11 protein-coding genes are annotated in these 13,508 nt (G+C 67.9%); 2 read left to right on the forward strand and 9 right to left on the reverse strand.

The window, feature by feature from the left end:
• Positions 1 to 67: 67 nt before the first annotated feature.
• The 9 genes from ACGFNK_RS12465 to ACGFNK_RS12505 all read right to left on the reverse strand — a co-directional run bounded on the left by ACGFNK_RS12465 (position 68) and on the right by ACGFNK_RS12505 (position 10,089).
• Positions 68 to 784 carry an ABC transporter ATP-binding protein gene (locus ACGFNK_RS12465; protein ID WP_393414913.1) on the reverse strand — a complete coding sequence of 239 codons (717 nt, stop codon included), beginning with the start codon at positions 782 to 784 and terminating at the stop codon, positions 68 to 70.
• A complete protein-coding gene (locus tag ACGFNK_RS12470; protein WP_393414916.1) occupies positions 781 to 1,692 on the reverse strand; it encodes an ABC transporter ATP-binding protein in 912 nt (303 codons plus the stop codon). The genes ACGFNK_RS12465 and ACGFNK_RS12470 overlap by 4 nt, the downstream gene beginning before the upstream one ends.
• A 5-nt stretch (positions 1,693 to 1,697) precedes the next feature.
• Positions 1,698 to 3,524, reverse strand: coding sequence for a branched-chain amino acid ABC transporter permease (locus ACGFNK_RS12475; RefSeq protein ID WP_393414919.1), 1,827 nt, complete (start codon positions 3,522 to 3,524; stop codon positions 1,698 to 1,700).
• A gap of 5 nt (positions 3,525 to 3,529) precedes the next feature.
• Positions 3,530 to 4,462, reverse strand: a complete 933-nt coding sequence (locus ACGFNK_RS12480) for a branched-chain amino acid ABC transporter permease (protein WP_386345791.1) — start codon at positions 4,460 to 4,462, stop codon at positions 3,530 to 3,532.
• 112 nt (positions 4,463 to 4,574) lie between these two features.
• Entirely contained in the window at positions 4,575 to 5,807 is a 1,233-nt protein-coding gene (locus tag ACGFNK_RS12485; protein WP_393414922.1) for a branched-chain amino acid ABC transporter substrate-binding protein, read from the reverse strand.
• Positions 5,808 to 6,084: 277 nt separating this feature from the next.
• A complete protein-coding gene (locus ACGFNK_RS12490; RefSeq protein WP_393414925.1) occupies positions 6,085 to 6,729 on the reverse strand; it encodes a Tat pathway signal sequence domain protein in 645 nt (214 codons plus the stop codon).
• Positions 6,726 to 7,142, reverse strand: coding sequence for a hypothetical protein (locus ACGFNK_RS12495; protein ID WP_393414928.1), 417 nt, complete (start codon positions 7,140 to 7,142; stop codon positions 6,726 to 6,728). Before ACGFNK_RS12495 ends, ACGFNK_RS12490 begins: the two co-directional genes overlap by 4 nt.
• 128 nt (positions 7,143 to 7,270) lie before the next feature.
• A complete protein-coding gene (locus ACGFNK_RS12500; protein ID WP_393414931.1) occupies positions 7,271 to 7,759 on the reverse strand; it encodes a PaaI family thioesterase in 489 nt (162 codons plus the stop codon).
• Positions 7,760 to 7,809: 50 nt separating this feature from the next.
• Positions 7,810 to 10,089 (reverse strand): FdhF/YdeP family oxidoreductase, encoded by a 2,280-nt coding sequence (locus ACGFNK_RS12505; RefSeq protein WP_393414934.1) that lies wholly within the window; start codon positions 10,087 to 10,089, stop codon positions 7,810 to 7,812.
• A 123-nt stretch (positions 10,090 to 10,212) separates the two neighbouring features.
• Here ACGFNK_RS12505 and polA point away from each other — a divergent pair, with 123 nt between their 5' ends.
• Together polA and ACGFNK_RS12515 are read left to right on the forward strand one after the other, a co-directional pair.
• Positions 10,213 to 12,939, forward strand: coding sequence for a DNA polymerase I (gene polA, locus ACGFNK_RS12510; protein WP_393414937.1), 2,727 nt, complete (start codon positions 10,213 to 10,215; stop codon positions 12,937 to 12,939).
• 342 nt (positions 12,940 to 13,281) lie between these two features.
• Positions 13,282 to 13,506, forward strand: coding sequence for a hypothetical protein (locus tag ACGFNK_RS12515; RefSeq protein ID WP_393414940.1), 225 nt, complete (start codon positions 13,282 to 13,284; stop codon positions 13,504 to 13,506).
• The last annotated feature ends 2 nt before the right edge of the window (positions 13,507 to 13,508 follow it).

Raw genomic sequence — 13,508 nt, forward strand, 5'->3', positions numbered from 1 at the left:
ACGTGCATACGAAGAGGCCCGCGCCCCCTGCGAGGGGGTGCGGGCCTCTTCGTACGAGGTGAGGAGCTCAGTCCTCGCCGAGGTATGCCTTGCGTACGGATTCGTCGTGCAGGAGGTTCTGTCCGGTGCCGGAAAGGACGATGTTGCCGACTTCCATGACGTGTCCGTGGTCAGCCAGTGACAGTGCCGCCTGGGCGTTCTGTTCGACCAGGAGGATGGTCGTGCCCTGGGATTTGAGTTCGGCGATGGTGGCCATGATCTTCTGCATCATGATCGGCGAGAGGCCCATGGAGGGTTCGTCGAGCATGAGGAGTTTGGGCTGTGACATCAGGGCGCGGCCCATGGCGAGCATCTGCTGTTCGCCGCCGGAGAGGGTTCCGGCGGCTTGCTTACGGCGTTCTCCGAGGATGGGGAAGAGGTCGTAGGCGCGCTGGATGTCCTTTTCGACGCCTGCTTTGTCGTCGCGGAGGAAGGCGCCGAGCCGCAGATTGTCCTCGATGGTCATGCGCGGGAAGATGTGCCGCCCCTCGGGGGAGTGGGCGAGTCCCAGCGAGACGATCTGGTGGGCCGGGGTCTTCTTCAGCGATTTGCCGCCGAATTTGATCTGGCCGCTCAGCGGCTTCAGCAGTCCCGACAGGGTGCGCAGTGTCGTGGTCTTGCCGGCTCCGTTGGTGCCGATGAGGGTGACGACTTCGCCGGCTTCGACCTTGAAGGAGATGCCTTTGACGGCTTCGATTTTGCCGTAGGCGACTCGGAGTTCGTCGACTTCGAGGAGGGCGGTCATCGGTCGTTCTCCTTGCGGGGCGCGGCGTCCGTCTGGGTGGCGGCGTTGGCCTCGGCGGCTTCGACTTCCGCTACTTCTTTGGCGCCGGGGGCGTCTTCGAAGGGTTCTCCGAGGTAGGCGGCGATGACGCGTTCGTCGCCTTGGACGACTTCGCTGCTGCCTTCGACGAGTTTTTCACCCTGTACGAGGACTGCGACGCGGTCGCAGAGATTGAAGATGAAGCGCATGTCGTGCTCGATGACGAGTACGGCGATGCCCATGTCCCGGATGGCGAAGACGAGTTCTTCGGTCGCCCGGGTCTCCTGCGGGTTCATGCCGGCAGTCGGCTCGTCGAGCAGCAGCAGGCCGGGCTCGCTGGCCAGCGCCCGCGCGATCTCCAGCTTGCGCTGTTCGCCGTACGGGAGGTTGCGGGCGAGGTGTTCCGCCTTCTTGTCGAGGCCGATGAACTTGAGCAGTTCCATGGCCCGTTCGCGGGAGGCGGCTTCGGCTTTGTGGAAGCCGGGGCCGCGGAGCAGCGCGGACCACAGCCCTTCCTTCGTACGGGTGTGGCGGCCGACGAGTACGTTTTCCAGAACTGTCATGTTGGCGAAGAGCCGGATGTTCTGGAATGTACGGGCGATTCCGGCGGCGGTGACCTTGAAGGATTTGGCCGGCAGGACGGTGCCTTTGTAGCGGACCTCTCCCTCGGTGGGGATGTAGAGGCCGGTGAGGCAGTTGAAGAAAGTGGTTTTGCCGGCGCCGTTGGGGCCGATGAGGCCGACGATTTCGCCGCTGTTGACGGTGAGGTCGACGTTGCGTACGGCGGTGAGGCCGCCGAAGCGCATGGTGACGCCGCGTGCGTCGAGGACGGTCTGGCCGGGCGTGGGTGCGGCCGGTGTGGTGTCCTTGGTGGTGGTGTCGGTTGTCATGGTGGTCAGGCCCCTGCCTTGCTGAGGACTGTGGGCGCTTCCGCTTCTTCGTGGAATTCGAGCTGACGGCGCCGGTTCGGGATGAGGCCTTCCGGACGGAAGCGCATCAGCAGGACGAGCGCGAGGCCGAAGGCGAAGAGCTGGTAGTCGCCGAGGAATTGGAGCTTGGCGGGGATCAGGTAGAGGAGTGCGGCGCCGACGAGGGGTCCGCTGATGGTGCCCATTCCGCCGAGGACGACTGCGGCGAGGAGGAATGCCGAGTTCGGTGGTACGACGTGGGCGAATTGGTATTGCTCGGGTGTCACGGTGTAGGTGACGTGGGCCTGGACGGTGCCGGCGAGGCCGGCGAGTGCGGCGCCGAGGGCGAAGGCGATGAGTTTGACGCGGAAGCCGTTGATGCCCATGGCGAGGGCGGCGGTTTCGTCTTCGCGGATGGCGATCCAGGCGCGGCCGATGCGGGAGTCGCCGCTGCGTCGGAAGACGATGACGACGATGAGGGTGATGAGGAGCATCAGCAGGAAGTAGTTGGCGAAGCGGGCGATGGTGAACCCGGCGATGCTGTGTTCCTGGCCGAAGTCGAAGCCGAAGATGTTGAGGTTCGGGATCGACGAGATGCCGTTGGAGCCGTTGGTGATGTCCGGGCCCGAGGTGCCGTCGGCGTTGAGGACGGCGATGCGGAAGATCTCACCGAAGCCGAGGGTGACGATGGCGAGGTAGTCGCCGCGCAGGCGCAGGGTGGGGGCGCCGATGAGGACGCCGAAGACCATGGCGACTGCCGCGCCGAGGAGGGCGGAGGCCCAGAACGGCAGGTGGATGTCGAAGGGCGAGGAGGGCGAGCCGGAGACCATGGCCCCGGTGTAGGCGCCGACGCCGAGGAAGGCGACGTATCCGAGGTCGAGGAGCCCTGCCATGCCGACGACGATGTTCAGGCCGAGGGCGACGGTCGCGAAGATCAGGATGTAGACACCGATGGTCGCGTACTGGTCGTCGGACTGGGTGAAGGGGAAGGCCGCGGCGGCGACGAAGGCGCCGATCATCGTGACGTTGCGGTGCTTGGCGGTGATCGCGGAGACCCTGGCGACCAGTCCTGCCTTGGTGACGGCGGCGAAGCCGAAGCCGACGGTGATCATGAAGCCGACGAAGAGTTCGTCGTATTCGGTGCCGATGCCGTAGGTGAAGACGGTCAGGCCGAGGGCGAGCGCCGCGACGATGATGAGGATTTCGGCGTACGCGGGGAGCTTGCGGGCCGGGGTCACCTCGCTGGAGGCGAAGGCCGATTTGAAGACCGTCAGCTTGTTGCGGGTGTCGTGGCGGAACTGCTCCCAGTCGGTGTCATCGGGGTCGGCCGGTTCGGTTACGGGCCGTTCGAAGGGCAGGGAGAGGGCGCCGAGGAGGGTCGCGAGGGTCACGATGGCGACGACCCAGCCGCCGGGTTCGAGGTTGGCGAGGCCGCCGAGGTTGACGCTGATCGCGATGATCGTGAACCAGGCGGTCGCGAAGGCGGCGAGTGCGGCCAGTTTGATCGCGCTGTCGGCTGATCCGGGGGTGAGCCAGCGCAGGCCCTTCACTCCGTAGGAGGCGAGGCCGAAGAGTGCGGTGAGGGCGCCGGCGATGAGGACGAGGACCTGGAGGCCGCCGGGGTAGCCATAGACGGTGAGGTCACCGGGGAACGCGTCGGTCCAGGTCCAGGCGAGGAACGTGGACACGACGGTGAGGATGCCGCCGCCGGTGGCGAGGGCGCGGCCCAGGTTTTCGGGGATGCCGATGAGGCCGCTGGGCTTGCCCTTGGCCGGGGTGCTCGGCGTCTGGGGTGCAGTGGTCTGTGTGGTCATCGGTGTCACGCCCTGTCCGCCACGCGCTCACCCATCAGGCCTTGTGGCCTGAAGAGGAGAACGAGGATGAGAAGTACGAAGGCCCAGACGTTGGCCCAGGACTGGCCGCCGAGTTGCGACATGCCGGGGACGTCGGCGATGTAGGCGGTGGCCATGGTTTCGGCGATGCCGAGGACGAGGCCGCCGATCATGGCTCCGTAGATGTTGCCGATGCCGCCGAGGACGGCGGCGGTGAAGGCCTTGAGGCCGAGGATGAAGCCCATGCGGAACTGGACCTGGCCGTACTTGAGGCCGTACGCGACGGCTCCGACGGCGGCGAACACGGCGCCGAGGGCGAAGGCGACCACGATGATGCGGTCGGTGTTGATGCCCATGAGTTTGGCGGTGTCGGGGTCCTGGGCGGTGGCCTGCATGCCGCGTCCGGTGCGGGTCTTCATGACGAAGTAGGCGAGGATCGCCATGCTGATGGGGGCGACCACGAGCAGGAAGACGTCGCCCGTCTGCACGGTGACGCTGCCGATCTCGAAGGGTCCGCCGGCGATCTCCGGGAAGTTGATGGATTCCTTGGCGCCGGGGTACCAGGCCCATACGGCCTGCTGGAGGGCGAGGGAGAGGCCGATGGCGGTGATGAGGGGGGCGAGGCGTGGTGCGCCTCGCAGCGGGCGGTAGGCGAACCGTTCCGCCCCTACGGCGACGATGACCGCGGCGATGACGGCGCCGAGGAGCATCAGTGGCAGTGCGATCCACATGGTGGTGCCGTCGGGCAGGACGTACAGGTAGACCGTGAGGGCGCCGAACCCTCCGATCATGAAGATCTCGCCGTGGGCGAAGTTGATGAGCTGGACGATGCCGTAGACCATCGTGTAGCCGATGGCGACGAGCCCGTACATGGATCCCAGTAGCAGGCCGTTGACCAGCTGCTGCGGCAGTTCGTTCACCGCATGTCCTCCGAGACTTCGGATATGTCGAGGGATGTGACCGGATGCGAGTCCGCGCGGGGCGCCAGTGGTGCAGCGCCCCGCGCGGCTCGTTCAGTGATGCGGGTGTGGATCAGCCTTCGTACGTGCCGGACTTCACCGGGCTCCAGTCGGTGCCCTCGACGGAGTAGACGGTGAGCTGCTTGTTGGTGGCGTCACCGAATTCGTCGAAGGAGACCTTGCCGGTCACACCGTCGAAGGAGACGTTCTGCATGGCCTCGGTGACCTTGGCGCGGGCGTCGTCGGGAAGTTCGCCGTTGTTGTCCTCGACGACCTTCTTCACGGCCTGGATGATCGCCCAGGCGGAGTCGTAGGAGTAGCCGCCGTACGCCTCGTAGGCGTCCTTGTATCCGGCGGCCTTGTAGTTGGCGACGAACTCCTTGGCAGAGGGGAGCTCTTCGACGGGTGCGCCGACGGAGGTGGCGAGGTCGCCGGCTCCGCTGGCGCCGGCCAGGCTGATGAAGTCGGCGCTGTATATGCCGTCGCCGCCGACGAGCGGGATCTTGGCACCTGAGGCCTTGATCTGCTTGCTGAGCGGGCCGGCCTGCGGGTATTCGCCGCCGTAGTAGACGACGTCGGCCCCGGAGTTCTTCACCTTGGTGGCGACCGCGGAGAAGTCCTTGGTCTCGGGGTCGATGTGCTCGGTGCCGACGATCTTGCCGCCGAGCTTCTTGTACTCGTCCGAGAAGGTCGCGGCAAGACCGGCGCCGTAGGTCTTCTTGTCGTCGATGACGAAGGCCTTGGTCTTCTTGGCGTCGTTGAAGACGTACTGCGCGGCGTACGGGCCCTGGATGGCGTCCGTGGTCGCGGTGCGGAAGTACGACTTGTACGGGCGGAGCTTCTCGCCGCCGTTCCAGTCCTGGCCCTGGGTGAGGGCGGGGTTGGTGTTGGCGGGGGAGACCTGGACGAGCTTGGCGTCGTCGAAGACCTTCTGCATGGACTCGGCGACGGAGGAGTTCAGCGGGCCGACGGCGCCGAGGACGTCCTTGTTGGCGACCAGCTTGGTGGCGTTCTGCTGCCCGGAGGAGGGCTGCGCCTGGTCGTCGAGGGCTTCGATCTTGAAGGTGACGCCTTCGACGACCTTCTGCTTGTTGGCCTGCTTGGTGGCGAGGTCGACGGAGTTCTTGATGCCGAGACCCAGGGCCGACAGGTCGCCGGTAAGCGGGGCATCGACGCCTATGACCACGGTGGTGCCACCGTCGCCGGAGGAGCCGCCGCCGTCGTCGTCGCGCGAGCCGCAGGCGGTGAGTGTGAGTGCTCCCGCCGCCAGCGCGGCGGTGATGGCGATGAGCGAACGTTGGCGCACGATCAGTCCTTTCCCATGCGCGGCCCTTCCCCGTAGAAGCGGCCGAGTCGAGCGCTGGTCCGAAGACGATTCGGATCCCGATGGCGCGGTGACTGGGCGTGACTCTAAGCGTGTGTGGGGAACGTGGAGGAGGGTCTGGCCAATGCTGTGACGCTCTTGTTATGACACGAGGTAATGCAGAGCGGTACTCGGTGGGCGGAAGAGTGGAATTAAGGCCGATTCGCCCGGTCCGCATAGTGAGAACGTGCAGGCCTCACCGGGTTTGGTCAGGAGTGTTCTACGGTTTTGGTGATGACGCGGAGTTGGTGCTGCAGGCGACTTGAACGGCTTCCGAGAGGTCGTGTGCATAGCGTTCACCAAGGATGAAACTGTGCACTTGTATTGCGCGCGTATTACGCAGAGTTACGTCCAGGAAAGGCAGCCCGGCGTTCCTCGGTACACGTGCGCATTCCGTCACCTGCATGGTGATGCTGATCTTGTGGGGAAAGCCGGTCCTTGTCCGGAAAGGGAGGCGCGGAACCGAGGCCAGGGAAAGACCGGCATAGGGCTGCGTTATCCCCAGCACGGTGACCTGGGGGCCGGACCGGACGGTCAATTCCACGCCGATGCTGAAGCTCTCGGGCGGAGCGTTGTCAGGTGCGGGCTCCTGGCCGAGGTAGGTGATGCCGACCACCTGTGAGGGGTAGGGCGGCGGTTCCGGCGGGGCTTGTTCGGGCCGGGTGGCGTAGAGGTAGCCGGCGCCCGCGAGGAGTGCGACGGCTGCCGCGATCGGCAGGATGGCGCGGCGGTGCCGCGTATACGTCTGCCCGAGGCGTCCGCGCGGCGGTTCGGGCGGGATGCCAGGCAGGGGCGGGGCGTCCGGGCCCGGGATGTCCCGCGCGCGCGTTCCTTCTCCCGGCTCGACGGGGCCGACGCCGCTCACTGCCACGGCCCTCCGCTTGGGGCGCCGTCGCGGTACAGGTCCTCGCAGCCCGCGCGCGCTTCGCGGTCGATCAGCCGGTCCGCGGCCGGTGTGCCCTTGCTCTTCTTCTCGGCCCGGGCGGCGTCGACCACCTTCATCAGGATCTCGTACTGGCCGTTCGACAGGCCCATCGACTGGTAGTCCCCGTACGAGTCCTGGTCCAGGACCTCCCGCGACCAGTATGTGACGATCCGTGTGCACAGGTCCTCGCGGGGAGTGGCCGATGGCGACGGCGAGTCGGCGCCGGTCCGCGCGGCATCCCGCGTACCCGCCCCGTCCTGCCCGCACCCGGTGATCAGGCCGCCGGTCAACAGCGCAAGCCCGAGCCCCAATCCGAGTGCTGCCCCCGGCCAGGGGGCTTCTCCCGATTTCATGCCTTGACGCTAAGCCGCCGGGTGCCGGGGAGCAACGGCTCTGTGGACAACCACGGTGCTGTGGACAACGCCGGTACCCGCCACGGTGATTGGCGTCCGGCGGACCTGGCGCCCCGAAGGGACGAGGGTCAGTCCGCGGCACGTACGCGTTCCTCGTCGCTCGCCATCACATCGCGCAGAAGACAGGTGAGCCGCGCGGTGCATACGCGCTTGCCCGCCTCGTCACTGATCGCGATCTCGTACGAGGCGGTGGACCGGCCGCGGTGCAGGGGGGTCGCGACACCGGTGACGAGGCCGGAGCGGGCTCCCCGGTGGTGGGTGCAGTTGAGGTCGATACCGAGGGCGATCTTGGAGCTGCCGGCGTGCAGCATCGCGCCGATCGAGCCCAGCGTCTCCGCGAGCACAGCGGAGGCGCCGCCGTGCAGGAGTCCGTACGGCTGCGTGTTGCCCTCGACCGGCATGGTGCCCACGACGCGGTCCGGGGAGGCCTCGGTGATCTGGACGCCCATGCGCGTGCCCAGGTGCCCGGCGGAGAACATGGCCACGAGGTCGACGCCCAGGGCTGTGTACTCGTCGATGACCTCTTGCGGGAAGTTCACGTGCTGGTGCTCGCCCATGGGCCGGCTCCTTCGTCTTTCGGCTTTCGGCGCGCTCGCTAAGCGAACGCTCAGTTGGCGGCCGATTGTTCCAGACGGACGACGACGGACTTGCTGGCGGGTGTGTTGCTGGTATCCGCGGTGGCGTCCAGGGGGACCAGGACGTTGGTCTCCGGGTAGTACGCCGCTGCGCAGCCCCGGGCCGTCGGATAGTGCACGACCCGGAAGCCGGGCGCACGCCGCTCCACACCGTCCTGCCACTCGCTGACGAGATCGGTGTACGAGCCGTCGGCCAGGCCCAGCTCACGGGCGTCCTCGGGGTTCACGAGCACGACCCGCCGGCCGTTCTTGATGCCGCGGTAGCGATCGTCCAGGCCGTAGATCGTGGTGTTGTACTGGTCGTGCGAGCGCAGCGTCTGCAGCAGGAGACGGCCCGCGGGGAGCTTCGGGTACTCGACGGGCGCGGCCGTGAAGTTGGCCTTGCCGGTGGCGGTGGGGAACCGGCGCTCGTCGCGGGGGGCGTGCGGCAGCGCGAAGCCTCCGGGCTCGGCCACGCGCGCGTTGAAGTCCTCGAAGCCCGGGACGACCTTCGCGATGCGGTCGCGGATCGTCGCGTAGTCCTTCTCGAACTCCTCCCAGGGCGTGCGGGATCCCTCGCCGAGGACGCGCCGCGCGAGACGGCACACGATGGCCGTCTCGGACAGCAGGTGTTCGCTCGCGGGCTCCAGACGTCCGTGCGAGGCGTGCACCATGCCCATGGAGTCCTCGACGGTGACGACCTGCTCGCCGCTGCCCTGGAGATCACGCTCGGTGCGGCCGAGGGTCGGCAGGATCAGGGCACGCGCGCCCGTGACGGCGTGCGAGCGGTTGAGCTTCGTCGACACGTGCACGGTGAGGCGGGCGCGGCGCATGGCCGCCTCGGTGACCTCGGTGTCGGGGGACGCCGACACGAAGTTGCCGCCCATCGCGAAGAAGACCTTCGCCTTGTCGTCGCGCATCGCGCGGATGGCCCGTACGACGTCGTAGCCGTGCTCGCGCGGCGGTGCGAAGCCGAACTCCCTCTCCAAGGCGTCCAGGAAGGCCGGTGCGGGGCGCTCGAAGATGCCCATGGTGCGGTCGCCCTGCACGTTCGAGTGGCCGCGCACCGGGCACACGCCCGCGCCCGGGCGGCCGATGTTGCCGCGCAGCAGAAGGAAATTGACCACCTCTCGGATGGTCGGCACGGAGTGCTTGTGCTGGGTCAGGCCCATCGCCCAGCACACAATGGTGCGCTTCGAGGCGAGAACCATGCGCAGCGCTTCGTCGATCTGCGCGCGCGTGAGGCCCGTCGCGGTGAGCGTCTCGTCCCAGTCGGCGGCGCAGGCCGATTGTGCGAACTCCTCGTAGCCGTGGGTGTGTTCGCTGACGAAGGCCTCGTCGACCGCGCCTTCCGTCTCGAGAATCAGCTTGTTCAGAAGGCGGAAGAGGGCCTGGTCGCCGCCGATGCGGATCTGCAGGAACAGATCGGTCAGGGCGGCGCCCTTGAGCATGCCCTGGGGGGTCTGCGGGTTCTTGAAGCGCTCCATGCCCGCTTCGGGCAGCGGGTTCACCGTGATGATCCGCGCGCCGTTCGTCTTCGCCTTCTCCAGGGCCGAGAGCATGCGCGGATGGTTCGTGCCCGGGTTCTGCCCGGCGACGATGATCAGATCCGCCTTGTAGAGGTCCTCCAGGAGGACGCTGCCCTTGCCGATGCCGATCGTCTCGCTGAGTGCGGATCCCGACGACTCGTGGCACATGTTGGAGCAGTCCGGCAGATTGTTCGTCCCGAACTCGCGGGCGAACAGCTGATACAGGAACGCCGCTTCGTTGCTGGTGCGGCCCGAGGTGTAGAAGAGGGCCTCGTCCGGTGAGCCGAGGGCGGTGAGCTCCTCCGCGATGATGTCGAAGGCCCTCTCCCAGGACACCGGCGCGTAGTACTCGGCGCCCTCCGCCAGATACATGGGGTGCGTGAGGCGGCCCTGCTGCCCCAGCCAGTAGCCGCTGCGGGTCGCGAGGTCCGCCACCGAATGCGCGGCGAAGAAGTCCGGTGTGACCCGGCGCAGTGTGGCCTCCTCGGCGACCGCCTTCGCGCCGTTCTCACAGAACTCCGCCTTGTGCCGGTGCTCCGGCTCGGGCCAGGCACAGCCCGGGCAGTCGAAACCGTCCTTCTGATTGACGCGCAGCAGCGTCAGCGCCGTACGCCGCACGCCCATCTGCTGCTGGGCGGCGCGCAGCGTATGGCCGATGGCGGGCAGACCGGCCGCCGCGTGCTTCGGCGCGGCGACCTGCGGCGCGTCCTGAACCGGATCACCCTGGGGTGGCTTGCCGGCCATCTCGGCCTCCTCATTCGAGCGCATGTGTGAGGTACGTCTTTGATCCTGCCACGCGCCGGTGAGAAGAACTGTGGCCGGGCAGCGGGGACCGCGTTGTCAGTGGCTCGTGGCAGGATCGGGGTCGTGGCAGAAACAGCATCGAAGAAGACCGAGAAGACCTCCGCCGACGGGCGCCCGCGACTGATGCTCATGGATGGGCACTCCCTGGCGTACCGAGCGTTCTTCGCGCTGCCCGCGGAGAATTTCACGACGGCGACGGGACAGCCGACGAACGCGATCTACGGCTTCGCGTCGATGCTCGCCAACACCCTGCGCGACGAGGAGCCCACGCACTTCGCGGTGGCGTTCGACGTCTCCCGCAAGACCTGGCGTTCCGAGGAGTTCACGGACTACAAGGCGAACCGTTCCAAGACCCCCGACGAGTTCAAGGGCCAGGTCGAGCTCATCTGCGAGCTGCTCGACGCCATGAACGCCGAGCGGTTCGCGGTCGACGGCTTCGAGGCGGACGACGTCATCGCCACACTCGCCACCCAGGCCGAGGCCGAGGGCTTCGAGGTGCTGATCGTCACCGGCGACCGCGACTCCTTCCAGCTGGTCTCCGAGCACACGACGGTGCTGTATCCGACGAAGGGCGTCTCCGAGCTGACGCGGTTCACCCCGGAGAAGGTCTTCGAGAAGTACGGGCTGACGCCGGCCCAGTACCCCGACTTCGCGGCCCTGCGCGGAGACCCGTCCGACAACCTTCCGGGCATCCCCGGCGTCGGCGAGAAGACAGCCGCGAAGTGGATCAACCAGTTCGGGTCTTTCGCCGAGCTGGTCGAGCGCGTCGAGGAGGTAAAGGGCAAGGCGGGACAAAACCTCCGCGACCACCTCGACGCCGTCAAGCTCAACCGCCGGCTCACCGAGCTGGAGCGGCAAATGGAGCTGCCCAGGACGGTGACCGACCTGCAGCGCGCCGCGTACGACCGCAAGGCCGTCGCGATGGTCCTGGACACCCTGGAGATCCGTAACCCCTCGCTGCGTGAGCGGCTGCTGGCCGTCGACCCCGGAGCCGACGAGGCCGACACCTCACCGGTGATCGCCGAGGGCGTGCCACTGGACGGCGCGGTGCTCGGCGCGGGCGAGCTGAAGCCATGGCTGGACGAGCACGGCAAGGCGGTCCTGGGTGTCGCCACCGTCGACACCTGGTCGCTCGGTACGGGCGCGGTGGCCGAGGTCGCACTCGCCGCGGCGGCAGGAGCAGCCGCCTGGTTCGACCCGGCGCAGCTGGACGAGGCCGACGAGAACGCGTTCGCGCAGTGGCTCGCCGACCCGGAGAAGCCCAAGGTGTTCCACAACGCCAAGGGCGCCATGCGCGTCTTCGCCGAGCACGGCTGGAGCATCGCAGGCGTCTCCATGGACACCGCGCTCGCCGCCTACCTCGTCAAGCCCGGACGCCGTTCCTTCGACCTGGACGCGCTGTCCCTGGAGTACCTCCACAGGGAGCTGGCGCCCGCCGCCGCTGCCGACGGGCAGCTCGCCTTCGGCGCCGACGAGAGCGCCGAGGCCGAGGCACTGATGGTGCAGGCCCGTGCCGTGCTCGACCTTGGCGAAGCCTTCGGTGACCGGCTGAAGGAGGTCGGCGCGGCCGATCTGCTGCGCGACATGGAGCTGCCGACCTCGACGCTGCTCGCCCGCATGGAGCGGCACGGCATCGCCGCGGACCGCACCCACCTCGAAGCCATGGAGCAGTTGTTCGCGGGCGCCGTGCAGCAGGCCATAAAGGAGGCGCACGCGGCAGCCGGGCACGAGTTCAACCTGGGCTCGCCCAAGCAGCTCCAGGAAGTCCTCTTCGGTGAGCTGGCCCTGCCCAAGACCAAGCGCACGAAGACGGGTTACACCACGGACGCCGACGCCCTCGCCTGGCTGGCCACCCAGACCGACAACGAACTGCCGGTCATCATGCTCCGCCACCGCGAGCAGGCCAAGCTGCGGGTGACCGTCGAAGGCCTCATCAAGTCGATCGCCACGGACGGCCGTATCCACACCACGTTCAACCAGACCGTCGCCGCCACCGGCCGCCTCTCCTCCACGGACCCCAACCTCCAGAACATCCCGGTGCGCACCGACGAGGGCCGCGCGATCCGCCGCGGCTTCGTGGTCGGCGAGGGCTTCGAGTCCCTCATGACCGCCGACTACAGCCAGATCGAGCTGCGCGTGATGGCCCACCTCTCGGAGGACGAGGGCCTCATCGAGGCATTCACCACGGGCGAGGACCTGCACACGACGGTCGCCTCACAGGTGTTCTCCGTGGAGCGCTCCGCGGTCGACGCGGAGATGCGGCGCAAGATCAAGGCGATGTCGTACGGCCTGGCGTACGGCCTGTCGGCCTTCGGCCTGTCGCAGCAGCTGAACATCGACGCGGGGGAGGCGCGGGTGCTGATGGACACGTACTTCGAGCGCTTCGGCGGCGTCCGCGACTATCTGCGCCGGGCCGTGGACGAAGCGCGGGCCACGGGCTACACGGCGACGCTGTTCGGGCGCCGCCGCTACCTCCCCGACCTCAACAGCGACAACCGCCAGCGCCGCGAGGCGGCCGAGCGGATGGCTCTGAACGCGCCCATCCAGGGCACCGCCGCCGACATCGTCAAGATCGCCATGCTGAACGTCGACCGCGCCCTCACCGAAGCGAAGCTCAAGTCCCGCCTTCTCCTCCAGGTCCACGACGAAATCGTCCTCGAAATCGCCCCCGGAGAGCGGGAGCAGACCGAGGCACTCATCCGCCACGAAATGGCCAACGCGGTCCACCTGCGAGCCCCACTGGACGTCTCAGTCGGCTCGGGCAACGACTGGGAGTCGGCGGCGCATTAGCCTCCGGAGGGTTGGGGTTGGGCGCCCTCAGGGGGTGCGTAGCTGTCGGTGGCCGCGCACATCTGATGCGCGAACGGTTCGTGCCGCGCCCCGTAGGGGCGCCGGGCTGTGTCAATTTGCGGCTCCGCCGCGATGGGGGTCCCCCCGCTCATGGGGGTCCTCCCCCCGCTCGAGCGAAGCCGAGAGTGGGGGAGCAGCCGAGAGTGGGGGAGCGCCCAGCCACTGACTACCCGCAGCGTTCCTACCGGCCTCGCCGCAATTCGCGCGCAGCGCGACACGCGTGTCACTCGCGTGGCTCTCCAGCAGGGGCCCCGGTCCCGGCATGCCCGGAGGATGCGGGGCATGGGCCCTCACATACGGCACTGCCGCACCGCACTCGCGTCCGCGCTGCGCACACCGGTACCCGCCCTCGCAGCCGACGCCAGCACCGCCCGCATCCCCACCGGCGCAGAGAGCCTGGCTGCACCCACCCGATGCGTCCACTGCCACTCTTCCCACACCTCCACCACCGTGACCGTGGCCGAAGAAACCGCCCTGACCTGCGCGTTCGCGAACGCGCGGCGGTAAAC

Origin of the sequence: Streptomyces sp. NPDC048825 (assembly GCF_043198355.1) — a bacterium.
Classification (GTDB): Bacteria; Actinomycetota; Actinomycetes; order Streptomycetales; family Streptomycetaceae; genus Streptomyces; species Streptomyces xiangluensis.

Excerpts from the sequence above, each read along its gene's own strand:
- ACGFNK_RS12475 (WP_393414919.1), bottom strand. The coding sequence starts at position 3,524 with ATGACCACACAGACCACTGCACCCCAGACGCCGAGCACCCCGGCCAAG.
- ACGFNK_RS12515 (WP_393414940.1), top strand. The coding sequence starts at position 13,282 with ATGGGCCCTCACATACGGCACTGCCGCACCGCACTCGCGTCCGCGCTG.
- ACGFNK_RS12505 (WP_393414934.1), bottom strand. The coding sequence starts at position 10,089 with ATGGCCGGCAAGCCACCCCAGGGTGATCCGGTTCAGGACGCGCCGCAG.
- ACGFNK_RS12495 (WP_393414928.1), bottom strand. The coding sequence starts at position 7,142 with ATGAAATCGGGAGAAGCCCCCTGGCCGGGGGCAGCACTCGGATTGGGG.
- ACGFNK_RS12500 (WP_393414931.1), bottom strand. The coding sequence starts at position 7,759 with ATGGGCGAGCACCAGCACGTGAACTTCCCGCAAGAGGTCATCGACGAG.
- ACGFNK_RS12465 (WP_393414913.1), bottom strand. The coding sequence starts at position 784 with ATGACCGCCCTCCTCGAAGTCGACGAACTCCGAGTCGCCTACGGCAAA.
- ACGFNK_RS12470 (WP_393414916.1), bottom strand. The coding sequence starts at position 1,692 with ATGACAACCGACACCACCACCAAGGACACCACACCGGCCGCACCCACG.